A 22195-nucleotide genomic window follows, 5' to 3' on the forward strand; every position below is an offset into this window, starting at 1 on the left:
CTATGAATAAAGGTAAATTTCTGATCGTTTCACTAATTGCTGCTGTTGTATTCTTTGGGATCGTCTATGCTGGCATAACCCTTACTTCAAATCTCGGAAAATCAAAGAAACAGATTACTGCTGAAAATGCCGAAACACAGCTGGATAGAATGTATTCCAAAATCGATGTGACAAAAGGAAAGCCCGCAAAAGGGCAAATCGATTTAAATCCAGTCGATCTTGCGGAAGAACTGCCGGATATTAATAAGTTTCCTGTGACCGTTGAAAATTCAACCGAGACATTTGTTGAAATCTTCTCTTCGCCAGAAAAATCAGGTAAAGGGAAGGATTCCTGGATTAACGATGTGGCAAAAGACTACAACGCCGCAAAGTTCCAAGTGGATGGAAAGGTCGTCAGTGTGAAGGTTAGAAGCATTGCATCAGGTACAGCAACAGACTATATCAAATCAGGAAAATATGTTCCAGAGGCTTTTACCCCGTCTAATGAGTTTTGGGGAGAGATGGTGAAAGAATGCGGGGTCACAACCGAATTGATTTCTAAAAGACTCGTCGGCAACGTGCCTGGCATTGTTATTAAGAAAAAGAAACATGAACAGTTAGTTGAGAAATATGGCTCTGTAAATGTAAAGGTTCTAACGGATGCGATGGCAAACAATGAATTTGCCATGGGTTATACCGATCCATTCGCAAGTTCGACAGGTCTTAACCTCCTGCTGACCGCCTTAAACACTTTTGACAAATCCAACCTTCTGGGCGATAAAGCAGTACAGGGTTTTGAGCAATTCCAATCGAATGTGCCTTTCACAGCTTCGACGACATTGCAGATGCGTGAAGGGCCAAATCCGGTGCATTGGATGGGTTCGTGCTTGAGTACCAGACATTTGTAAATTCACCTGATTTGAAGGATTCGTATGAATTCACGCCGTTTGGCGTCCGACATGATAGTCCAATGTATGCGATTGGCGATATATCTGCTGAGAAAAAGCAAATCATTCAAAAGTTTGCTGAATTCGCCCAGCAATCAAAGTATCAGGATTTGGGGAAGAAAAACGGATTTAACGGTCTTGATTCTTATGCTTCCGAAATGAAAACAGTTGACGGCGCCACACTTACAGCTGCTCAAAAACTATGGAAAGAAAAGAAAAATGCCAATAAACCAATTATGGCTGTCTTTGTTGCAGATGTCTCCGGAAGCATGAATGGAGAACCAATGAACAGGATGAAAGAAAGCTTGTTAAAAGGCCAGAAATACCTTGGCAAAAACAACAGTATCGGATTGGTTACTTACTCAGATGATGTGACAATCAATTTGCCGATTGCGCCATTTGATACGAACCACCAATCTCTGTTTGTTGGAGCTGTCGAAGGCTTGCAGGCAAATGGGGGAACGGCGACTTATGACGGGATTGTCGTCGCCATGAAAATGCTGAAGGATGAAATGAAGAATACTGATCTCACTACGATGTACAAACCAACCAACCCTATTAGGATGGACAGTGAGATTGGAATGGTTCCTACCTCTTTTAAAGCTGTGCCGAAAATTCCGTACCTTCTATCCCAGCCTAGACCATCATTCCCTGTTAGCACTCGAGAATAGACCGACGCTGAAATCCAGGCAGAACCAAAGATAATGGAACTGACCACTAAAAGCGTAAAACCTAAATTTATATTTTTCATGCTCACCGCCCCCTTTACACTACTGTTTTTTGCCTCCAAAACCGATATCAAAAAGACTCCTATATCATATTAACTGCTTAAAAATTTCACTTCGTTTCCTTTTTCAAGCCGCTGAATCTGTTTTTCGCCTGTTTCAGCTAATTCTCTGAATTGGTTGATGGTTTCACGCATTTTCGGCAATGCTTGCTGTTTGTACGTGCTGATCGAGTCCATCGCCTCTATTACATCTGCAAAAGCGACCTTCAGTGTTTCAACCGAAACACTTGATGACATTGCCTGCTTTTGAATTTCTACACCTTGCTCTTTCAACATTTTGCTTGTTCCTGCAATCAATTCGTTCGTTGTAGAACAACTAAATCACAACTTTAGCAAAATGAAAAAGCTGCCCTTGTGCAGCTTTTTTTGGTTATTATCCATCGGAGAATATCACCCTAATTGAAGTATGCTAAAGCAATAAATAAAAACGTCGTAGAATTAAAAATAGTGAACACGGTTAATATATATTCCTTCTTTACTCTTTCATATTTCCATTCCACAGATGCACGTATGATTAATAATATAAACCAAAAGGAGATTATTAGGGGTAGAGTATCATCAATGAACCACAAACATACTAACACTGTAACTATTAGGATGCGTTCTATCCATTTATGAAACTTATTTACGGGCTTATTAAAACCCCAGATACTTTTCTCTATTTTTAATTTTTTTCTTAATAGCCAATCTGAAATTATCCCAGACACTAGATAAAGTACTAAAAAATGTAGAATGGTTAACCTCATTATCTTACTAACTCCCTCATGTGAAATACATTTTATTAAATGTCTTAGTTTTACAGGGTTATTAACTTTTTGGAGGAATGACCCCTGTAAAAAGCAAAATAAACAGCACTAACCCCACGAGAAGGAAAAGAGCTGAAGCCGTGAAGATAGGTCCCTTTTTAAAGACTAGTGGTTCTTTTTTTAAGATTAATCCAGTTTGCCCGCTGATTTGGGAGGAATGAAATTCTGAGACCCTCCCGCCGCTGCTGGAAAATAAAAAAGAAACTGTCGCAAATAACAGACCTGCAAAAAACATCAACTCAATAAAACGGACAGAAAATTTTACAGCCGCAAAGTATGTAATGACTGCCTCAACCACTAATGTCAAAAGAAATATAATGATAGTTTTTATCTTCATAAAACCCCTCCAAATCTCCAAAAATAACTCACACCTATATTTTACCAGAAAAATTCGAAAATTTAACCTCTTACAAACAATATTTAACTATAATTGAAACAAATGGCGATTTATTTCGACTTGTTTTATAAAGGGGGGGAGTCGGTGGGGGAGCAAGTGGATATAGAGACCTTGTTTAAGGATTACCATCGGGATATTTACCAGTTTTGTTTGTATTTCACAAATTCCGTCCAGGACGCTGAAGATATTACACAGGAAACGTTCATTAAAGCGATTAAAAATATCGGGTCGCTATCGGATCCGGAACGGGGAAAATACTGGCTCTTGGCGATTGCGAGAAATACTGCCATTGATCATTTACGGAAAAGAAAGATGAAGGAGTTTCTTCCTGATTTTTTCGACAAAATCATTTCTGGCGACCAGTCACTGGACGAACAGATCCTTCGCAGGGAAGAGTGGGAAGAGGTGCATGATGCCTTACGAAAAATGAAACCACATTACCGGGCGATGATGATTTTAAGGGGAATCCAGGAACTGACCGTCAGCGAAACCGCTGAAATTCTCGGTATAACAGCATTGAAAGTACGGGTCGACTTCCATCGGGCCGTCAAGATTTTGAAAAAAGAAATGCAGGACAGGGATAGGAGGGTGATCAAGAATGAATACTCAAGACGAATTGACTCGTGAGGTAAAACAATTGCTCAGACCGATAAAAAATCACCCTTCGCTGGAACCCCGGCAGCAATTTATAGATGAATTACAGCATAAAATAATGGAAGCCAAATCTGCCGGCAAAAAACGACTCAACCTATTGCCCGTTGCAGCTGTATTAGTCACCGCGTTGCTTTTCGCGATCGTGGTCCTTGCCAATAAAGATGCTATTTATATGGAACAGGCGGGAGAAACGGAGAAGCAGTTTGCCATCAGTGAGGTAGCCAAATTTACACTGCTCAGGACGATTGAGTACGGGGAAGGTAAAGGCAAGGCTGGCTTGAAGTTCATGGGTGATAACGAAACATTGCCCACCACGGTAACCGGATTTGATGTCGAAGACGGAACATATTATTTATTGGATGAAGTGAAAAGGCAGGTCCTCATTGTCGGAAAGGATGGAAAAACAAGTTCTTTTCCGATTAAGGGCACCAATCAAATGGAAGGCAGCCTTGCAGATATCCTCGTCACCCCGGATAAACAAATTTACATCCTGGACAGCTGGGATTCACGCGCTGTTTATCAATATACAGAGAAGGGGAAACTCGTTAAAACTTACAAAATAACAGCTGATCTATTCCATCCTAATGAGCTTATTTTTGTCAAAGAGCTCGGGGTTTTGGCAGGCGCCAGCCAGGAACGATTCCTGAATATTGAAACCGGCAAAATGGTGGAAGAAAATTCACTTCCGTTTTACCTGTCACCGGTCAATCGAAAAAAAGTGGCCATCACCATCAATAAGGAAGGGAAGCCAACAAAGCTGAGTATTCCATATGAAGAAGGTGTGGGCCAAAGTGCAATTGAATCCGTCACGGATGGGCAAATTATCTTGACAAAAACGGAGATGCCGGCGGTTCTCGCCTCTATTTCAGAATCACATGTGTATGCCTATAACAACCAAGGCGAAACACTTGGTGGCATCAGGCTTCCGCTTGAAAAACTAATCGGCGACCCGCATACGGCGAAACTAAACGTTGAAGTGGATAAAAACAAAATCTATTATCTCTCCACTGAAAAAGAGCATATCGCCATTTATGAATTAACGCTTGGCAAAAACTACGAAAGCCTTCTGCAAAAACAAGTTGAAGACGTGAAAATCGGCCTCGATTACAGAACCTTTGGACAGCCTTTCCCTGAGCTGGAGGAGGAAATGAAAAAGCTATTCACAAGCGACACGATCTTTGCCGAATACGGCGATGAAAACAGTGTAAACGGGGTCGCCATAGACGAGTCCGGAACAGTGGTGGTCGATTTTAAGGAATTCAACGCCGGCAGTCCATCGAGCCATCAAGGTGGCCAAATCGCCCAAGCACTGAATGAGGCCATCTTTCAAAAATTCCCTCAGGTTCAAAAAGTATATTTTCAATTCGACGGGAGCTTCAGCGCCTGGTGCTACTGGATGGAATCGACGGAAGAGCCGTGGGAGCGGCCTTAACTTAAGATTCCTGAATTTTTTTAAGAATGGTAATTTAATGGTTCAAAACCTGATAAAATAGTATGTGAGTAGTGATAAGCCTGCGTTTAAAATCTTTAGACGTTGTTGCCTGTTCGCACTACTCATGGTTGAGAGCTGGCTGACCGTGTTGGTACCAGCAGGGGTTCGATTCCCACATACCACAGGGAACCCACTCACAGTTGCAGGGTTTGGCAATTTTGCAGGGCAGACCTCCATTGTCCATTCCTTTCTGTGCGTGGGTTCTTTGCATCATTTTAGAGGGGGAAGCTATGTTAGGAAACATAATGCCTATCGTTATATTGGTTTTATTGGCTCTAAGTGCTTATATAATTCTTTCAAAAATGGTTACGACTCTTATGGTTTACGAATATGAGCGGGGAGTGAAGTTCCGGAAAGGGAAGTTTAGCGAAGTGGTTGGACCCGGTAAATATACGTATTTAAACTCTGTTACGCGCATAGATGTTTTCGATTTAAGGCCGTCCATCATTCAGGTGAACGGACAGGAGGTATTAACCGGGGATCATGTGAGCGTAAAGATTAGTTTAACGGCCCAATACCAGATTATTGATCCGAAAGAGCTCATTTCTCGATATGAAAATTATTCAGAGCATTTATACACGACAATTCAGCTGAAATTAAGGGAAGTCATCTCCAGCATGGAGTTGGATCAAGTATTGGCGAATCGCCAGGAAATCAACGAGCGAGTAAAAGATTTGGTCGTTGATGAAACAACCCTGGCAGGATTAGTCGTCCATTCTGTGGAATTAAAAGATATCATGTTACCATCAGACTTGAAAAAAGCGTTCGCTGAAGCGCTAAAAGCTAAAAAAGAAGCCCAAGCGTCTCTTGAAAAGGCGAGGGGAGAGATGGCAACCATAAGATCGCTTGCCAATGCAGCCAAGATGATGGAGAAAAACCCAGAATTACTGCAACTCAGACTTATACAAACGATGGATTCCTCACAGGGGAACACTTTCATCATAGACACGAATCAACAAACAAAATGGGGGAAGGAAAGCTAGGGTTTATAAAGGATCACTGGCGAATTTACAGGAAAGGAGGCAAGCCATGACAATTTCAACGATTTTAGGGGTGCTTGTGTTGGGGATAGCCATTCTTACAATCGGATTTTTTGCAAAAAAAAGATGGATACAATTGATCTCCATCGTTCCACTCGTAATAGCAGGTTGGCAATTCCTGCGTTTGTTCATGATGAGTTGATAAGGCAGCCAATTAGAGCCGCGGAAAGATTTAACTTTGAAATTGGTATTCTATGAATTAGAAAAACAACTTTCCGGCAAAAAAGTCGCAGGGACAGTTTCGAGTACAAAAACTTAATTCAACTACAAAGAAGCAGTCAATTCGCCAGAATTGGACTGCTTCTTTTTGCAGTTATATCAAGGTTTGCAATACAATTAATGGAGTTTTAGCAGACGAATTCACTCCTCTTTAAGAAAGGTGACTGAAGTTATTTTGAAGGTGCTTATTCTTATTGCAATGCTTTTGGTGTTTAAAAAGATAAATGGGTTTATGGATATTTATGTTAAAATTATAGGGAGGCTTGTTTAACGAGTGTGGGAGTTTCTTTGAAGAAATATTGAGGGAGAAGTGAAAAAATTTAAAAGGAGAAAATATGAAAAAGTTAAAATTAAAGTTTGAAGCAGTAGTATCCGGATTATATCCCATGGAAAACGAATATAGTGTAGACGAGTTCGTTTTCAAACAAAAACAAATAGACCTGACGAAATACGCAGAAGCATTAAATGCTAATCCATTTATAGCAAATCCTAGTCTCTTTTCTTGGTTAATGCAATTTGAAGGGGATGAAAAACATTATTATTGTTGCTTTGAAAATGAAAATCCAATTGAAATTGAGGTTTCAAATAAGATCGGGGCTTCAAAATATCGTATAGAAAAATACGTCGAAAAGAATTTTATTGAATTATTTAACAAAGTCCTATACCTTGAAAAAGTACTTAGATTGGTAACAAACCTTGATATTTTTATGCCAGTAATAAAACTTGAGGTTTACGATGAAGAAATGGACTTTATAGGAAAGCGCTTTTTTGCGCAAAGTTTCTCGACATTGAACCCTAATTCTAGTTTTTTAAAAGAACACTTGGAATTACAATCTAGACTAAAACTTCATATACGTTGGGATTTAATGACACAAATGATGAGTGCAAATAAAGAATATAGTCGTGCCCTAGAGTATTTTAATCAATCTTTTTCTGTTAATAACACCTCAGTAAAACTTTTATGTTTATTCGCATCACTTGAATCGTTATTTAATTACGACAAAGAAAAAATTGCTGAAAAAGTTGCCACATATACAAGTAAGTTAATTTTTGATAAAGATAAGAAAGCTGAAATCTATTCAAGAATAAAAAAATTGTATGATGAACGTTCGAGATATATTCACGGACAAAGCACAGATAGAATAACAGACGCCTTATATGAGGAACTTAAAGAATTCGTGAGGGTTGTTCTCTTAAATTATTGGTTTGTATCAATGTACAATAAAGTAAAAGAAAATAGTCAAATGATTAGTTTTCTAGATGAAGAGAAGCCTCTAAACATGGATACACAACTTGCTATTCTAGCAATAAGAAAAACGGATTACACTAAATTTTATTCAGATGTAAGAGTGAAACTTGAAAGTGGTGTTACAGATATTCTTTAAATTTATTGCAATCCCCAAAAAGAATTGCTTTTTTATTTATACAGTAAGCCCGAATTAAAAAAGTTGAGGCTGGGGGCAACAGCTTGTTGTTTGGAAGTTCTTCTGGTGCATTGTTAGCACTTGAAGCGGCAAATAAACTTGAAGGCAAAGTCACGAAGCTATTTATGTATGAGCCTCCTTTTATTATTGATGAATTTCGTCCCCGGTTACCAGCAAATAATGTTCAGCATTTGAACAATTTGATTGGGAAGAAAAGCTTAATGAATCTGTCGAGTACTATATGAGTGAAGCGCTTGGTATTCCTTCTGAATATTTAGAGAATATGAAAGATAAGCCTTCAACGCATTACAATTAAGAAAGAACTAAGCATAATGGTTCCCTGCTTTTTGTGTTCTAATTTTTCTGCTAAAGTGTGGGCAAATTCAACGGTGAATTACCGTGCGAAAAGCATCGCTAATTCAAATTTTGCACTTCAAATTCAAACCAGTTATAAATTATAAAATAGTCGCCGTGGTTCATATTTCGACAACGGCGACTATTTTTATTTTCCGCAATATGAGGCTATGGAAAACTATAATTCAAACGATGATATCGGCAAAAAGAGCTTTATTCCCCTTTTGTTCATTGGCAGGATTTTTAGGTCTGCTAGTAGGTTGCTGATGTATCCTCCTAAACAACGCCGTGGATTCCGAGGGATGTCTGCAGTTTTAGAGCAATGAATCCGAAGAAGATAACCCCCAGGAGGGAATGTGTATAGCTTCGGTGCGAGGAAAATGACGCGATGATTATGTTGACTCCGAGTAGGATGATCCATTGCTCGTCCAACGAAATACCACCCGCGATGACGGCTATTCCGGTAATCGTCAGCATATGTTTTTGCTTGATCAACGCTGCAACCACCATAATCAATACCCAGATTCCAAGCCCGAGCCATCTTTCAGTCGCTGTTTTCTCGATGAAACTGTACAAAATCATCAGTATCCCGATTAATTGGGCTGATAAGATGATCATCTTATGCGACAACGTAATTTTGCCGCGAAGCTTCCCGTTAGTATCAAGATCAGGCATCAGGCCTGAAATGCCTCCCAATCCTACAATCAAAGGTGTGGCAGATGGTGAGGTCTTGTTTGAATTGGTAGGGTTATTTGAATAAAAGACACCAAATACACCCTTAATCAGGGAAAGCCGACCCACTAAATGATTGAAGTCTATGACAAAAACGGGAAGCTTGTGTGGAAAAACGGTTTTCCATCGGACCCACGCATGCTTCGGAAAAGCCCTGGATTCGATTGTCGGCAGCGTTTCGCACACCTTTGATATTAACAACCTAATTCAACTTATTTATCTTCTCCTTTATATGGGAATTATTGTCCGGTTTATCGAAATATTGTTTATGAGATACCCAGGACACCTCGTTGATTTTGTTGAGTTAGTTTTTCGGTGCTATTCGCACGGTAATCCGCAGTTGAAATTACCGGCACTAACAGTAATTTTCGGAAGTCCATTGAAATAATAGAGCTCGGCCAATTGGCTAATTGATTTTCATTGTAAGTGCAATTTCTAACCTTCAAATCACTGAATAACGATATTTCCTATATATTGGACTTTTCCTGCTGAATTTTTAAAATCAACTTCCAGAATATAACTTCCTTTATTAGAAGGGAACTGGAATTCCCCAGAGTCATCCAGTGGTATTTCGATTCTTATGCTGTTTTTTAATAGGGCAACTGAAATGTCTGGGTCAGTCCAAATGTCTCCGCCGTTTTTTTCATTTTCCTTAAACTCTAAAATTCCTTTTTGACCTGAGAAAACTTTTAATTCATCCAAAGATGACACAAATTTATCAATATCTTTTACTGTTTTTTGTACATTTTCACTTGCCGTTTTCCAACTGATATTTGCTTCTTTTAATTGAACAGATGTAATATCAAAATTTAAATGGGCGGTTGGAACACCTACATCATAATCTTCGGCAAAACAACCTGCTAACGAGGTAACAAAAACTAATAATAAAAGAAAGGTCCAAAGTCTTTTCAAATTATTTCACTCCATAAACTGACTTCATTTCTAAACGATCGCTTATTTGCATACTAACATAAAATACCTATTTCTAGATACATATGACCCTTGTTTACTATGCTTTATAGGATTGAAATAAGTATTCCTATTCCGACGGGTATGGGCCTTCGAATAGAGGGGGATAAAAATCCAATATTTTTTCAAACCAGATGAAGGTTAGCTACGTCTATTATACGTGAGAGGGTGATTACAAGATGAATGGACTAAAACAACTGGCGGTGACAGATGAAAGTATGTTGCTTGAGAGAGAGGAAATAATTGATCAATTAATGCAAGAATATAGCGATGATATCCTGTATCTCGTATATACATATGTTAAAAATCGAACGACAGCAGAAGATTTAACGCAGGAGATTTTTTTAAAGTGTTATGAAAAGTTAAATCAGTTTAATCAGCAGGCAACACTAAAAACATGGGTATTTCGTATTGCTAGCAATCATTGTAAGGACTACTTAAGAAGCTGGCATTATCGCAAAATAACGCTGAGCGATAAAATTTCGGATTATATACCTTCGAAATCAAAGCAAGTTGAAGAGGAGATTATCGCGAATAGTGAAGAAAACAGATTAACGAACGCTGTCATGAATTTACCTCTTAAGTACAGGGAAGTCGTCTTCCTGCATTATTATGAAGAACTGTCATTAGCAGAAATAAGCAAGATTACGACAGTTAATATCAATACAATAAAAACGAGATTAAAGCGTGCGAAAGAATTATTAAAAGACAAGATGATGGAGGAGGTTTAGGAGATGAATGATCCATTTACTAACCTGAAGAGTTCGATGAAAAAATCAATTTTCAAGGATTTTTCTTTCTCCAATGAAAGAAAAAATGCGGTGAAAGAATCCATTCGTATGAAACAATCTCAATCCCAATTACATTCTTGGGAGATAGAAACCATCATAGCTATATTAGAATCGGTTCAGCACGAATCAAAGGATGGCTACAGTATTTCCACCCTGCTTTTTCAAAAAAATGAACGTACTTTCCAAAAAAATGAAGGGCAGCTTTATACACTTCTACATCTATTAGAAAATAAAGAAATTCTTACTTCAAAATGGATAAAAGAAAATAAATATTACTCTTTGAATTCCAAAGGGATGAAATACTTAGCTTCCTATAATCAAGACAACTCAAAACATGAGTTATCCCTTAAACACATACTGGAGGAGGCGGCCTTATGAGTTCTACCAAGTTTGAAGAATTTTTGAGTAAAGTAACGTCAAAAGTGAAATCCCAGGAAGCCCACAACAAGATAAAAAAAGAGCTTACTAATCATCTGCAAAAGTTAAGTCAATCTTACATCGAGAAAGGGTTTTCTAAAGAGGATGCAGATGAAAAGGCGATTCAAGAAATGGGAAATCCATTTATCATTGGAGAGAATTTAAATCCCCTACATAAGCCAAAAATGGATTGGATTTTAATTGTTTTATTCGCTATTTTTGCTGGCATTAGTTTTCTGCCATTGGTTGGCGGAGTTCCTGAACAATACGTATCAAACACCTATTTTATATGGCGGCAGGCGATTTGGTACTCCCTCGCTATTCTTGTAATCATTGGATTTCTTTTCTTTGATTACCAAAAGCTTAAGAACTGGTGGGTGTACTTTTATGCGAGCGGCTTGTTGATCCTTTTATACCTCCATTTATTTGGAATTATGGTCGCTGGAGCAACAAAATGGGTTCGCCTTCCAGGTTTGACGGTTGATGGAACCATGATGAGCTTATTTTTCTTTTTTCTTGCTTGGGCTGGTATTTTTAACAAGATTAATGAGTTTCGAAATTGGAAAAAACAAGGTTTCCTCTTAGTATTGTTTTGGACTCCCATCTTGCTTTACACGATGGTGCCAGACTATATGATTAGTATTTTTTACTTTTTATGTATACTTGGGATGTTTGGTACCGCTCGAATCCATAAGAGATTAGCTGTAAATCTGGCCCTAACAAATCTATTGGCTGGTATCATTTTCATTATTATGTTCTACATGACCTCACGCCAAGGTTATATATTTGCTAGATTATCTGCTTTTATAAACCCTAGTGCCGATTCAAATGGAGCAGGATATTTGTATAGGGCAGTTAGGAAAGTCCTTTCAGAAGCGGGATGGTTCGGTAACGGACTTACCAACGTTTTGAATTTCCGATTGTTACCTGAAACACATACAGATTTTGCTTTCCCATTCCTTGTCTATTCTCTTGGTTGGGCTTTCGGATTTGTTCTATGTTTGTTCTTACTGATATTTATATCAAGGATCTCAAAAAATGCGTTTAAAACAAAGGACCTCTATGGAAGATTGATTGTAATAGGTGGTGCTGCATTGTTTGCGGTTCCTACTACCTGGAACATCTTGATGAGCTTTGGAGTCGTACCTATTATCGGGGTTTCTCTGCCTTTTATTAGTTATGGAGGCAGCGCAATACTCTTTTACGCTGCTGTTTTAGGACTCATTTTAAATGTTTATCGAAGAAAAGATCTTGTAGAACCTACGATTGCAGATGAAATTAAAAGTTAAAGTCAAACATGTAAATGTTGATAAAAAGGGCGACAGCTAAAGTGATAGTTGTCGCCCTTCCCTTAATGAATTAACAGTGCGTTGATCCAGGCTGGATTAGCACCTTTTTTATTGAATTCCTTATTGAGCAAGCAGGGCATTTGGTTGAAAAGGAATAGCTGGTTAAGTTGAAGAAAGTAGGGCGTATGGTAAGCCAAAATAGTATTAAGGGGGAATTATACTTGAAACGTCTCTTCTTAGGTCTATTAGTTGTAATGATTATCCTTATTGGTATGTATTTTTTGACTACAAATGGTGTGTAGTCTTTATTTGGCATTCTAATATAGATAGCGTTTATCAGGAAGGATGAACCGCTCTTTTTATGACTTCTTTATTATTCTAACGGTACAGATTAGTTCAATAAAAAAATGGTAAAATGATCGTAACGAATTCATTTAAACAAAGAAGGTAGCTAAATGGAGTTCTTAACTACAGGATTAATACTTATAGCTTTAGTTAATAATATGTCAAACGATCCGTGAAGATAATGGTTATAGCTAAAAACGAAAAGGTAGAAAGGGAAATTGGAGTATGAAAAGACAAAGAAAATCTCGAAATAAACTACTTATACTTACGATCCCGCTTTTAATTTTAGCCTTAATCATTGGCGTTTATTATTATGCAATCAAAGAAAATAGTAGTGAACAGAATACTCAAGGTAAAAAAAGTCCAATTATTACTCAACCTTCCGATAAAAATACAGTGGATTCGAAGGATAGGCAAAATTCAAATCTCGAGAAATTAATTGAGGAAACGTTTTCCTTATCTAAGGTAGGCAAGGTTCCGAACATTTCCTTTGTTTCTGGAAAAACAGGATGGAAGGAAGTAAATCGAGACTGGGGAAAGCCAGAACATATTTCGGAAACTGCTAAAGGCAGATATGAGGAATACGAAAGTCATCATACTACAATCGGCTATGCCGATCAGACTGTTAACGATATACGATCGTATGATTCTGAACTGCAAAATATCTCGTTAAATGAAATTGAGAAAACTGGTGGACAACCCGATGCCATTCGATACTATAAAGATTCAACTATTGACCAAATGATACTTGTCTATCATGCAACGGCCTCTACTGATTTATTATGGGTTTTACCAGTAAAAACAGAGCAGGAGCCAAATCCTAAAGTTGACCATATCTCACTCTTTACACAGATTGAAAAGGAACCAAATCAAAAAGGAAATCAATCCATTTCAGCGGTGATTTCTAAACTGAGCTTGGAAGATAAAATTGGCCAGATGATTCTTGCTGGGATTTCCGGGACTACCATGGATACAAACACAAAAAAATTAATAAGCCAATTCCATGTTGGAGGTATTATTTTTTACAAAGAAAATTTAGAAAGCACTGCACAAACCATTCAACTTGTGAATCACCTGAAAATGGGAAACAGTTCGAGTCTACCGCTTCTTTTAGGCATTGACCAAGAAGGAGGAAGAATAACAAGATTGCCAGGTGGTCTTATTAACTTTCCTCCAAATGAACAAATTGGAAAGGTGAATAATCCTAAGTTTTCCTATAAAGTCGGAACACTCTTAGGCAGAGAATTAAAAGAATTCGGTTTAAACCTCGATTTTGCCCCTGTTCTCGATATTAACAGCAATCCAAATAATCCAGTAATCGGGGATCGATCATTTGGAAACAATGTAGAAATAGTAAGTAAACTTGGAATTCAAACGATGAAAGGAATTCAGTCTCAAAACGTCATCACGACAATTAAGCATTTTCCTGGTCACGGAGATACTTCGGTTGATTCCCATCTGGACCTTCCAATTGTAAATAAAAGCCTTAAGGAACTTAAAGACTTAGAACTCATTCCGTTTGAACGTGCGATTAATCAAGGCGCAGATGTTGTGATGGTGGCCCATATCTTATTGCCTCAATTAGATAAAACGAATCCTGCAGCCATATCAAAAGCTGTCATGACGGATCTGCTTAGAAAACAACTTGGTTTCACAGGAGTCATCATAACGGACGATATGACAATGGGAGCCATAACAGAACATTTTGATATTGGTAAAGCAGCGGTAGAATCAGTTAAAGCAGGCAGCGATATTATTTTAGTAGGGCATGATTATAATAATGTTGTAAAAATTATCTCCTCTTTAAAAGCTGCTGTACGAAATGGGGAAATTTCCGAACAAAGATTAAATGAAAGTATAGAAAGAATAATTCAACTAAAAAAGAAATATAACATTAATGACACGAAAGTAGGAAATCCGAACATAAATGAAATAAATAATTCAATCAATAAGATTCTGAATAATTATTTACAGTAATTATTAAATAGATTTGTGAAATAAATGGATTACAAATTCCGTATTGGGGTGTACTTCTGGAGAAGGAGATGTAAAAGACTATAGGAGCCTTTAGACAAAAAAAAAATATAGGTGCTTCAGTTGAATTTTATAAGGAGTTTTTAGATGGATGTTCTCGACGATATAAAGAATAAAGTAAAGGACTTGCCAGAACAGGAAGTAAGGTCATACTTGCAATTTATCCTTTATAATATTGCATTGCTAGAGGATAAAGAGAATCCTTTAGTTGAGTTTACAAAAGATCTTAAAGGAATCTTTAATGAAATTCTTTATCCAAAAGGTACAGAGACAGTCCCATTTGGAAAAAATAATTACAAAAAAATTCATATACAATTTGGATACCCATATTTAAGACAACCATTAAAGGAATTAAATATTCTTGAAGAAGAGTTTATTATAGCTTTCTACGAAAATTTCTCTATTGCTCCTATAAACAGTTTAGATACCGAAAAGGAACAAACAGATAGATTTGAATGGTTAAAAAACAACCTATCTAATGAGTATGATGTTGAATTTTATAAAGAAAGTTTGCCGAAAGTCATTTCTCAAGTATTATCGATTCCTGAGGACCTTCCAATTTACATATGGACATCAGAAAATGCAAATGAACAAACAGCACTTCTTTTTACACTTTATTTGTTGCGGGAACGAAAGAATAATATTTATATCATTGATACCGCAGCATTGTACAGGAAATTGTTTAAAAAAAAGGCTAAGAAGTATGTACCCTTTTTTTCGGGTGAAATCCCTTTAAAAGAATTACAAAGCATATATAAAAATAGCCAAGATGAAAACCAGATTTTATCTCACATAGAACGTCAGCATTATGAAAACAAGTGGTTAGACCTCTCCACGAATCCTGGTACATTAAGAATATGGGAAAATGAAGATATTAGAGTTGTACCTGAAGACTATTTCAATGAATTTATAATTGAAAAAGCGAAGAAGCTGATTGGGAAAAAAAGGGGTTTATTATGAGTGCAAGACTAGTCGGTGAAGTGTATGGGCATATTTTTCAGTATATCGGGGATAGTTTTATTGAATATAGGGTTAGGAAGTTAATTGAAGCAGGAATCTTTGAATATAAAGGTAGCCTAGAGGCAATGCGGTGTTACAGTATTAAATTAAAGTAAATGTACTGCTGGAGGGAAGCACTAAAAATGCTTCTTTTTTTTTAATCCATAACAACATAAAATAGTATGTGAAGAAATGTACTTAAAGTAACGGGTGCGTAGATCCAGGAAGGATTTTCGCACTTTTTTGTTGAATTCCTTATTGAACAAGCGGGAGTTTTGTTGAAGAGTTGAAGAGAAGTGTTTAACTTGTGATCAACAATCTTGCCAGATTGTTGAAGAAAAAGAGACGGGTTATGAAGAAATTAAGAGGTTTATTTAGGAGTATTAATTTATATAAAAAAACAAAGGATAAATAAGGTAGGCTTTAAATACTGATAAGTTTCTTTCTTTATTTAATACTTTTTAAAAGTTAATATAGGATCATGTAAATATCACAGGAGGCTCAACATGAAAGCAATCACCGTAAAAAAACCAGGCGGTGCAGATCAATTACAAATTACAGAACATGCTAAACCAGACCCAAAGGATGGGGAATTATTAATCAAGGTTAAGGCAGCAGCTGTTAATCGAACAGATATCTTTAATAGGGAAAGCAGTTCGGGTTATTTGACGAACCCGATTTTAGGTGTTGAAGTTGCTGGAACTGTAGAAAAAGCGGGCGCCGGTACAAAAACAGCTGTCGGCACGCACGTTATGGGACTTGTGAATGGCGGTGGTTATGCGGAATATGTGGTAATACCGGATGAAAGAGCGATGGTGATTCCAGAAAACCTTTCATTTGAAGAAGCTGCTGCTATTCCTGAAGTATTTTTGACCGCTTACCAAACGTTATTTTGGATAGGTCAATTACGTGCAGGTGAAACCGTGTTGATTCATGCAGGCGGCAGTGGAGTCGGAACTGCGGCGATTCAGCTTGCCAAACAAATCGGACAAGCGAATGTAATTACAACAGCCGGATCTAAAAGGAAGTTAGATTTTTGCCGGTCGTTAGGTGCAGATGTTTGTATAAACTATAAAGAACAAAATTTTGACGAGGAAATATTGCATGCGACCAAAAATCAAGGGGTCGATTTGATTCTTGATTTTATTGGTGCATCCTATTGGGGTAGAAATCTTGCCAGTATAAAAGTAGATGGCCGATGGGTGTTGATCGGGATTTTAGGTGGTGCAGAAATAGCAAAATTCAATTTAATGGATGTAATTTCAAAACGAATCCAGCTGACTGGAACGCTGCTCACTCCAAGAAGCGATAAATACAAGACAGCACTCACAACTGAATTTTCCGCCAAAACCTTAGACCTTTTTGCCAATAATAAGCTTCGTCCGATTGTTGATCAAGTTTTTCCTTTTAATCAAATCCAACATGCACATGAACATATGGAGAACAACAAAAACATCGGAAAGATTATTTTAAAGGTAGATTAATACGACTGAAAAATACCGGTAAAGTTTTCCTTAATTTAGTTTTCCTAGAAGGGGATTTGGACTAAAATTAACTAAGTGAGCTTTAGTTGGGATGATATACCTTAGGTAGTTCCATAAACGGGCGCATTTCTTGAATAAGAAGGCATCTTTTTGTATTGTACTTGATTCTGGGACAACAATTATTATGGATGGTTATATTAAGTTGTAGCAGAGATTGCGAAGGATTACACTTAAACTAATGGGTGCTTATGTACAACAACGCACTACTATAAAGAAGCTAAAGGCATAATGGCTCCGAGCTTTTTAAGTGCTAATTTTTCATGTTAAGTGTGGGCTAATTACCTCCGGTTTAGGGTGCGAAAAACACCGCTAATTTATATTTTGTACTTCAGAATTAAATCCGTTAGCAAAATAGTCGCCGTTGTTTTATTAAGACAACGGCGACTATTTTTATTTGCCACAATATAAAACTGTAAAAAACTATAATTCCATCGAGGACACTGGCAAGAATAGCTTTATTCCCCGTTTGTTCATTGGCAGGATTTTTAGGTCAGCTAGTAGGTGGCTGATATATCCTCCTAAACAAGTGTAGAAAACACCGTGGATTCCGAGTGACGTCTGCAGCTTTAGTGCAATGAATCCGAAGAAGATAACCCCCAGGAGGGAATGGGTATAACTGCGGTGCGAGGAAAATGACGCGATGATGATGAAGATTCCGAGCAGGATGATCCATTGCTCGTCTAACGAAAAACCGCCCGCAATGACGGCAACTCCGGTAATCGTCAGCATATGTTTTTGCTTGATCAACGCTGCAACCACCATAATCAATACCCCGATGCCAAGCCCCAGCCACCTTTCAGTCGCTGTTTTCTCGATGAAACTGTACAAAATCATCAGTATCCCGATTAATTGGGCTGATAAGCTGATCATCTTATGCGACAACGTAATTTTGCCGCGAAGCTTCCCGTCGATATCAAGGTCAGGCATCAGGCCTGAAATGCCTCCCAATCCGACAAGCAAAAGTGTTGCGGATGGTGAAGTCCCGATTGAATTGGCAACCATAAACCCTGTTGCTGAACCAATTGCTGCATGTGCTGTGCCATTCATATTCATAACTCCTTAAAAATTAATCGGCCAAACCGTAAATTCTATTCTACACCAAAACATGTGTTCTGTAGAGAGGATAGTTCAATTTTCTGCAAAACAAGATCCTAACCAAAAAGGATTAAGACCCTTTTTCGTTGAATTTCTATTAAAGAAATCAACAATAAGCGGACGGGGGAGATGGACATAGCAATCAACTATATTGAACGGATATTTACTGATAAAGATGCCAGATTAGTTATTTTGCCGAAATGGAAGGGGGACTTTGGATCTTGAAGGTACATCGTCTCCTTTCTATTGTTATGCAACTACTTCGCCGCAAAAGAATAAGCGGCCAGGAGCTAGCGGATTTGTTTGAGGTTTCTCTAAGGACTATCTATCGTGACCTGGAAACGATTAATAGCGCGGGAATACCGATCGTTTCTTATTCGGGTGCGAACGGCGGTTATGAAATCATGGAGCAATATCATATCGACAGACAAATGGTCACATCTGAGGAGCTCCATTCAATTTTGACAGCGTTAAAGGGCATTCAATCTTCTCTTGAGGATCCTGACTTAGCAGACCTGATGGTGAAGGTGGGCGCGCTATTGACAAAGTCTGAGCAGGGCCAGCTTGGGGAAGCTGGTGAGACACTCATTTTCGATACAAACATCTGGCGAGGAGGACATGTAGATAAGTCTTTAATCGCAACGCTTCGCGAAACAGCAAGAAATAGGCATGTCGTCTTGTTCAATTATACGAATGCCGAAGGGACTGGAGAGCCGCGGACTGTGGAACCAATTGGCTTGGCATGGAAAGGATATGCCTGGTACTTATACGCCTATTGCCGGCTTCGAAACGATTATCGGACGTTCAGGCTTTCCAGGATGAAAGAACTTGTTGTATTGGATGAGAGGTTTATTCGAAGAGAAATTAGCTTGGAGGAACTTGATGCCAGATGGGGGAAACAAGATGCGGCCAATTTGGTAAGCATGGTACTGCGTTTCCACCCCCGGGCGCGAGTGAAAGTAGAAGAATATTTTCCGCCTGAGGAGATTACCGTCACTGACAATGGCTATTTTATCGTGAGAACCGAGCATGAAGAGGATGTATGGTTATATGGAACTTTGCTAAGCTATGGCACAGACGTCTCGGTCCTTGAGCCAAAACATGTTGCCGAGAACATCAAAGTCCGGGCTCGACAGATATACAGGCTTTACGAATAAAAAAGAAGAAAGCGCGTCTCTTTACTGATAGAGAACGCGCCTTCATTTTTTCAGATGGGAGCTGTCATCCCCATGCTGCTCCACTCTTCCTTAGATGGGCCGTAAATTCCGATCACGGGAAGTACCGCTTGGCGCATCAAGACAGTTAACTGACCGCGGTGGTGAATTTCATGCTTAAGGAAAATGGCCAACGTAAAGCCGTTCTTCCATTGCTGGCCGAACATATTGACGGATTCTTGCAAGTTCTCGTCCGTCCATTGAGTCTGAATCGCCTCGATGAGCGAGGAGGAGGCAGTAATGTATGCTTGAACGATCTCTGCCGCGGATTGTGGAGTCTCACTTTGCTCGGGTGGAGCTTCGAATGTGATACCGGTCGGTTTTAAAATACCGCCTGATGGCACCAGATGCCACGCCAAAATTCCGAGCGAACGGAAGCCTGGTGCAATCTCTTGCTCCAATGAAGCGTCCGTCAAGGAACTAAGGATTTTTCGCGTAAACTCTGATTCATTCTGATACTCGGAAATGAAGCTTTGAATAGTTTGATACAAGGCAAAAACCTCCTAAATATTTGGATTAGCCATAATTGAACCCTTCTACAATTACGATTATAAGCAGCACCGACTGACAACTGTGTGTCAGCGAAAATTAACATTCCAAGAAAATATGAAAATATTTTAAAGCAAAAAAGCAAAGCAAAACCCTGGAACCAATCAAAGCGAGGGCTCCAAGTGCTTTCTTTCAAAACTGGAATCCATTTCGCTGGTTCTTGAAGGGGAAGTTTTGTTTTCGCAAAATCATTCCTTATGAGGATAAAATCAGTGAGCTTGGAGGAACATAATGCCATCTATACTGGAGGTGGCATTATGGAACAAAACGAAAAAAATCTCACATCAGTCGGTACAGATATCGACGAGGTGAAAAAGTTAAACGCAGATTCTGGACTGTCATACAACGAGGTAAAAGAACTTCTTGCAAAAACAGGCGGGAAGGGTACGGCTATGTATAGTGATACGGATGTGGAAGAGGTCAAAGGAAAAATCCAATCAGGTGGGAAATTGCAAAACTGAATACTTGGTGATGGCCCCACTCGTAAACGGTGGGGTTTTGTTTTTATTCTTGAAACATATACCAAATATCCCTTACCACATTTCAGGAAAGCTATAGTTTAAAAGCCTTGCGGACTCTTTTGTAATGCCCCAAGTATATTAGTTTTTTTAAACAAAGGTTATAAGAATAATAATAAAATTCCTATCTATAAAAACTTAATTTTGTATGGCAGTTTTGGAATCATACTCTTTTTTTATTCCTTCGACAAATCAGAATTTAATAACGATAGAACAACATCATAATGTCTTTCGAGATGTTTCAATACTCAAATAACTGCAAAATTGAGGCGTATTTATGTACTTCTAAACAAAAATCAGGATAGTTTATTGCTAATTTGCAAAACGGTACGTAAAGGCGTACCGCATTAGGGTGTCACTTTTGTTAGGTTTTCTTTAGATTCCATTGTATGGGAGCAAAGAAACCATGGAAGTAATAATAAAAATTAAAATTAAGGAATTGATCCACAAAAGAAACATTTCCTTAAGGGAATTATCAAGATTATCTGATATCAGGCATTCTGCACTGAGTGAACTTGCGAATAGTAAAAGGCAAAATATTAATTTGGGTCATATAAAAAGGATAGCCGAATCTCTAAATATTGAGGATATTAGGGAAATTATTGACATAGAAAAGAAATAGATGATCATTTAGAGGTGCACGAATGGAACCTATCCACTATGATTCTTTTGAAGTCGTTCGATTTATAAATAATTTAGGGTATGAAGTTGAAGTTGAGATAATTAATTTCGGTTCAGGGTACCATGCAACAGCTAATATTTGTACTGATGAACCTCCTTATACTGATATTACAGGGATAGGGAAAGATTTTAATAACAAAAGTAAATCATGTAAAAAAGCCTTAAATCAACTGTACGATCAACTTTATGCTAATAAGTTAACTAATCCATAAAGGGAGTAGGTTTCTACCAAACATGTACCCTGGTGAGGCCGCAATTTTATACTTTAAAAAGATGATTCCTATTATGCACGCTGCTATTTTCAATGGCAGCGTTGTTTGCGTTTTTAAGGAGAAATTTTGACGGTACATAAACGCAGATTCTGAACTGTCGTACAACGAAGTGAAGAAACTCATTGCAAAAACAGGCGGGAAGGGTACAGCTTTTTATAGTGATACGGATGTGGAAGAGGTCAAAGGAAAAATCCATCCAGACGGTGAAATGCAAAATGAATACTTGTTGATGGCCCCACCAGAAAACGGTGGGTTTTTTCTGTCGGAATCTTAATAGCTATGTAAAATATTGTGAAATTATGGTATGAATAGAGTAGAAGAGTAAGGGGGAGTCGGCATGACATTAGAGGTGGAGTTTCACAAAGCAATGGTCGGCATTTATCAAGATGGCCTTAAACACTGTAATTACCGAGCGGCACGATTCTTGCAAATGGTCTCGAATGAGGGCGGATTAAAAACCGCCAAGAAGCTTCTCGCTGACAGCAATAAAGTGAGCGAAGGCTTTATGAACTTATTGGAATGTAATCGGTTGGATTTAACCGTAGAAGCTTTGGTGCTAAAAGTAAGGTTCCAACCGCTCTTTACTGAAAAGGAACTAACTGAGGCAAAATTCAGGCTTGAACAATATCATTACCTAATTCAATAAA

At 38.2% G+C, this 22195-nt stretch carries 26 protein-coding genes and 1 pseudogene; 20 read left to right on the forward strand and 7 right to left on the reverse strand.

The annotated features are described in order from the left end of the window. Nucleotides 1–2: 2 nt before the first annotated feature. The gene (locus tag BN1002_RS24475; protein WP_052445630.1) at nucleotides 3–887 is read left to right on the forward strand and encodes a substrate-binding domain-containing protein; all 885 of its coding nucleotides are present in this window, start codon (nucleotides 3–5) and stop codon (nucleotides 885–887) included. Further along, nucleotides 863–1597, forward strand: coding sequence for a VWA domain-containing protein (locus BN1002_RS24480; RefSeq protein ID WP_442853390.1), 735 nt, complete (start codon nucleotides 863–865; stop codon nucleotides 1595–1597). Before BN1002_RS24475 ends, BN1002_RS24480 begins: the two co-directional genes overlap by 25 nt. A gap of 149 nt (nucleotides 1598–1746) precedes the next feature. On the opposite strand, the pseudogene BN1002_RS09420 reads toward BN1002_RS24480, so the two are convergent. The 3 genes and pseudogenes from BN1002_RS09420 to BN1002_RS09430 all read right to left on the reverse strand — a co-directional run. After that, a pseudogene (locus BN1002_RS09420) lies at nucleotides 1747–2022 on the reverse strand (toxic anion resistance protein); the annotation flags it as partial. 86 nt (nucleotides 2023–2108) lie between these two features. Then, on the reverse strand, nucleotides 2109–2459 hold the full coding sequence (locus BN1002_RS24485; protein WP_048824768.1) for a DUF4181 domain-containing protein: 351 nt from the start codon (nucleotides 2457–2459) through the stop codon (nucleotides 2109–2111). A gap of 61 nt (nucleotides 2460–2520) precedes the next feature. After that, on the reverse strand, nucleotides 2521–2856 hold the full coding sequence (locus tag BN1002_RS09430; protein ID WP_048824769.1) for a hypothetical protein: 336 nt from the start codon (nucleotides 2854–2856) through the stop codon (nucleotides 2521–2523). 144 nt (nucleotides 2857–3000) lie between these two features. Here BN1002_RS09430 and BN1002_RS09435 point away from each other — a divergent pair, with 144 nt between their 5' ends. From BN1002_RS09435 to BN1002_RS09455, 6 genes are all read left to right on the forward strand, one after another. Then, a complete protein-coding gene (locus BN1002_RS09435; protein WP_048824771.1) occupies nucleotides 3001–3543 on the forward strand; it encodes an RNA polymerase sigma factor in 543 nt (180 codons plus the stop codon). Then, on the forward strand, nucleotides 3515–5002 hold the full coding sequence (locus tag BN1002_RS09440; protein WP_048824772.1) for a GerMN domain-containing protein: 1488 nt from the start codon (nucleotides 3515–3517) through the stop codon (nucleotides 5000–5002). Before BN1002_RS09435 ends, BN1002_RS09440 begins: the two co-directional genes overlap by 29 nt. A gap of 290 nt (nucleotides 5003–5292) precedes the next feature. Continuing rightward, the gene (locus BN1002_RS09445) at nucleotides 5293–6045 is read left to right on the forward strand and encodes a slipin family protein (protein WP_048824773.1); all 753 of its coding nucleotides are present in this window, start codon (nucleotides 5293–5295) and stop codon (nucleotides 6043–6045) included. Nucleotides 6046–6091: 46 nt separating this feature from the next. Further along, entirely contained in the window at nucleotides 6092–6244 is a 153-nt protein-coding gene (locus BN1002_RS24050) for a hypothetical protein (RefSeq protein WP_197072775.1), read from the forward strand. Between the two features lie 412 nt (nucleotides 6245–6656). After that, nucleotides 6657–7706 carry a HEPN domain-containing protein gene (locus BN1002_RS09450; RefSeq protein WP_048824774.1) on the forward strand — a complete coding sequence of 350 codons (1050 nt, stop codon included), beginning with the start codon at nucleotides 6657–6659 and terminating at the stop codon, nucleotides 7704–7706. 83 nt (nucleotides 7707–7789) lie between these two features. Next, nucleotides 7790–7990 carry a hypothetical protein gene (locus BN1002_RS09455; RefSeq protein ID WP_048824775.1) on the forward strand — a complete coding sequence of 67 codons (201 nt, stop codon included), beginning with the start codon at nucleotides 7790–7792 and terminating at the stop codon, nucleotides 7988–7990. 385 nt (nucleotides 7991–8375) lie between these two features. On the opposite strand, the gene BN1002_RS09460 is transcribed toward BN1002_RS09455, so the two are convergent. Both BN1002_RS09460 and BN1002_RS09465 read right to left on the reverse strand, forming a co-directional pair. Then, nucleotides 8376–8774, reverse strand: coding sequence for a hypothetical protein (locus BN1002_RS09460; RefSeq protein WP_231575011.1), 399 nt, complete (start codon nucleotides 8772–8774; stop codon nucleotides 8376–8378). 504 nt (nucleotides 8775–9278) lie between these two features. Next, a complete protein-coding gene (locus BN1002_RS09465) occupies nucleotides 9279–9743 on the reverse strand; it encodes a hypothetical protein (protein WP_048824776.1) in 465 nt (154 codons plus the stop codon). Between the two features lie 236 nt (nucleotides 9744–9979). On the opposite strand from BN1002_RS09465, the gene BN1002_RS09470 reads away from it, so the two are divergent. The 7 genes from BN1002_RS09470 (at nucleotide 9980) to BN1002_RS09495 (ending at nucleotide 17159) form a co-directional block, all read left to right on the forward strand. Further along, nucleotides 9980–10531, forward strand: coding sequence for a sigma-70 family RNA polymerase sigma factor (locus BN1002_RS09470; RefSeq protein WP_048824778.1), 552 nt, complete (start codon nucleotides 9980–9982; stop codon nucleotides 10529–10531). 3 nt (nucleotides 10532–10534) lie between these two features. Then, entirely contained in the window at nucleotides 10535–10969 is a 435-nt protein-coding gene (locus tag BN1002_RS09475; RefSeq protein WP_048824779.1) for a PadR family transcriptional regulator, read from the forward strand. Continuing rightward, nucleotides 10966–12297 carry an FtsW/RodA/SpoVE family cell cycle protein gene (locus BN1002_RS09480; protein ID WP_048824780.1) on the forward strand — a complete coding sequence of 444 codons (1332 nt, stop codon included), beginning with the start codon at nucleotides 10966–10968 and terminating at the stop codon, nucleotides 12295–12297. The genes BN1002_RS09475 and BN1002_RS09480 overlap by 4 nt, the downstream gene beginning before the upstream one ends. Nucleotides 12298–12867: 570 nt before the next feature. Next, nucleotides 12868–14619, forward strand: coding sequence for a beta-N-acetylhexosaminidase (gene nagZ, locus BN1002_RS09485; RefSeq protein ID WP_048824781.1), 1752 nt, complete (start codon nucleotides 12868–12870; stop codon nucleotides 14617–14619). Nucleotides 14620–14763: 144 nt separating this feature from the next. Next, a complete protein-coding gene (locus BN1002_RS09490; protein ID WP_048824782.1) occupies nucleotides 14764–15636 on the forward strand; it encodes a DUF1835 domain-containing protein in 873 nt (290 codons plus the stop codon). After that, on the forward strand, nucleotides 15633–15791 hold the full coding sequence (locus tag BN1002_RS24490) for a DUF3658 domain-containing protein (protein WP_082036194.1): 159 nt from the start codon (nucleotides 15633–15635) through the stop codon (nucleotides 15789–15791). The genes BN1002_RS09490 and BN1002_RS24490 overlap by 4 nt, the downstream gene beginning before the upstream one ends. Before the next feature lie 390 nt (nucleotides 15792–16181). After that, a complete protein-coding gene (locus tag BN1002_RS09495; RefSeq protein ID WP_048824783.1) occupies nucleotides 16182–17159 on the forward strand; it encodes an NAD(P)H-quinone oxidoreductase in 978 nt (325 codons plus the stop codon). A 480-nt stretch (nucleotides 17160–17639) separates the two neighbouring features. Here the strand turns inward: BN1002_RS09495 and BN1002_RS09500 are convergent, their stop codons facing one another. Beyond that, on the reverse strand, nucleotides 17640–18266 hold the full coding sequence (locus BN1002_RS09500) for a metal-dependent hydrolase (protein WP_048824784.1): 627 nt from the start codon (nucleotides 18264–18266) through the stop codon (nucleotides 17640–17642). A 269-nt stretch (nucleotides 18267–18535) separates the two neighbouring features. On the opposite strand from BN1002_RS09500, the gene BN1002_RS09505 reads away from it, so the two are divergent. Next, a complete protein-coding gene (locus BN1002_RS09505) occupies nucleotides 18536–19471 on the forward strand; it encodes a helix-turn-helix transcriptional regulator (protein ID WP_048824785.1) in 936 nt (311 codons plus the stop codon). Between the two features lie 50 nt (nucleotides 19472–19521). Here BN1002_RS09505 and BN1002_RS09510 read toward each other — a convergent pair whose 3' ends face one another. Next, on the reverse strand, nucleotides 19522–20019 hold the full coding sequence (locus BN1002_RS09510; protein ID WP_048824786.1) for a DinB family protein: 498 nt from the start codon (nucleotides 20017–20019) through the stop codon (nucleotides 19522–19524). A gap of 315 nt (nucleotides 20020–20334) precedes the next feature. Here BN1002_RS09510 and BN1002_RS09515 point away from each other — a divergent pair, with 315 nt between their 5' ends. From BN1002_RS09515 to BN1002_RS09535, 4 genes are all read left to right on the forward strand, one after another. Further along, on the forward strand, nucleotides 20335–20538 hold the full coding sequence (locus BN1002_RS09515; protein ID WP_048824787.1) for a hypothetical protein: 204 nt from the start codon (nucleotides 20335–20337) through the stop codon (nucleotides 20536–20538). A 463-nt stretch (nucleotides 20539–21001) separates the two neighbouring features. Further along, the gene (locus tag BN1002_RS09520; RefSeq protein WP_048824788.1) at nucleotides 21002–21217 is read left to right on the forward strand and encodes a helix-turn-helix domain-containing protein; all 216 of its coding nucleotides are present in this window, start codon (nucleotides 21002–21004) and stop codon (nucleotides 21215–21217) included. Between the two features lie 22 nt (nucleotides 21218–21239). Then, nucleotides 21240–21488, forward strand: a complete 249-nt coding sequence (locus tag BN1002_RS09525) for a hypothetical protein (RefSeq protein WP_048824790.1) — start codon at nucleotides 21240–21242, stop codon at nucleotides 21486–21488. Nucleotides 21489–21885: 397 nt separating this feature from the next. Further along, the gene (locus BN1002_RS09535) at nucleotides 21886–22194 is read left to right on the forward strand and encodes a hypothetical protein (RefSeq protein ID WP_048824792.1); all 309 of its coding nucleotides are present in this window, start codon (nucleotides 21886–21888) and stop codon (nucleotides 22192–22194) included. The last annotated feature ends 1 nt before the right edge of the window (nucleotide 22195 follow it).

Origin of the sequence: Bacillus sp. B-jedd, from assembly GCF_000821085.1 — a bacterium.
GTDB lineage: Bacteria > Bacillota > Bacilli > Bacillales > Cytobacillaceae > Bacillus_D.

Bases quoted from the DNA above. Each gene is read 5' to 3' on its own strand.
- BN1002_RS09525 (WP_048824790.1), top strand. From the start codon at position 21,240: ATGGAACCTATCCACTATGATTCTTTTGAAGTCGTTCGATTTATAAAT.
- BN1002_RS09460 (WP_231575011.1), bottom strand. From the start codon at position 8,774: ATGCCTGATCTTGATACTAACGGGAAGCTTCGCGGCAAAATTACGTTG.
- BN1002_RS24050 (WP_197072775.1), top strand. From the start codon at position 6,092: ATGACAATTTCAACGATTTTAGGGGTGCTTGTGTTGGGGATAGCCATT.
- BN1002_RS09495 (WP_048824783.1), top strand. From the start codon at position 16,182: ATGAAAGCAATCACCGTAAAAAAACCAGGCGGTGCAGATCAATTACAA.
- BN1002_RS09445 (WP_048824773.1), top strand. From the start codon at position 5,293: ATGTTAGGAAACATAATGCCTATCGTTATATTGGTTTTATTGGCTCTA.
- BN1002_RS09520 (WP_048824788.1), top strand. From the start codon at position 21,002: ATGGAAGTAATAATAAAAATTAAAATTAAGGAATTGATCCACAAAAGA.
- BN1002_RS24485 (WP_048824768.1), bottom strand. From the start codon at position 2,459: ATGAGGTTAACCATTCTACATTTTTTAGTACTTTATCTAGTGTCTGGG.
- nagZ (WP_048824781.1), top strand. From the start codon at position 12,868: ATGAAAAGACAAAGAAAATCTCGAAATAAACTACTTATACTTACGATC.
- BN1002_RS09490 (WP_048824782.1), top strand. From the start codon at position 14,764: ATGGATGTTCTCGACGATATAAAGAATAAAGTAAAGGACTTGCCAGAA.
- BN1002_RS09475 (WP_048824779.1), top strand. From the start codon at position 10,535: ATGAATGATCCATTTACTAACCTGAAGAGTTCGATGAAAAAATCAATT.
- BN1002_RS24490 (WP_082036194.1), top strand. From the start codon at position 15,633: ATGAGTGCAAGACTAGTCGGTGAAGTGTATGGGCATATTTTTCAGTAT.
- BN1002_RS09470 (WP_048824778.1), top strand. From the start codon at position 9,980: ATGAATGGACTAAAACAACTGGCGGTGACAGATGAAAGTATGTTGCTT.
- BN1002_RS09480 (WP_048824780.1), top strand. From the start codon at position 10,966: ATGAGTTCTACCAAGTTTGAAGAATTTTTGAGTAAAGTAACGTCAAAA.
- BN1002_RS09450 (WP_048824774.1), top strand. From the start codon at position 6,657: ATGAAAAAGTTAAAATTAAAGTTTGAAGCAGTAGTATCCGGATTATAT.
- BN1002_RS09430 (WP_048824769.1), bottom strand. From the start codon at position 2,856: ATGAAGATAAAAACTATCATTATATTTCTTTTGACATTAGTGGTTGAG.
- BN1002_RS09500 (WP_048824784.1), bottom strand. From the start codon at position 18,266: ATGAATGGCACAGCACATGCAGCAATTGGTTCAGCAACAGGGTTTATG.
- BN1002_RS09535 (WP_048824792.1), top strand. From the start codon at position 21,886: ATGACATTAGAGGTGGAGTTTCACAAAGCAATGGTCGGCATTTATCAA.
- BN1002_RS09440 (WP_048824772.1), top strand. From the start codon at position 3,515: ATGAATACTCAAGACGAATTGACTCGTGAGGTAAAACAATTGCTCAGA.
- BN1002_RS24475 (WP_052445630.1), top strand. From the start codon at position 3: ATGAATAAAGGTAAATTTCTGATCGTTTCACTAATTGCTGCTGTTGTA.
- BN1002_RS09515 (WP_048824787.1), top strand. From the start codon at position 20,335: ATGGAACAAAACGAAAAAAATCTCACATCAGTCGGTACAGATATCGAC.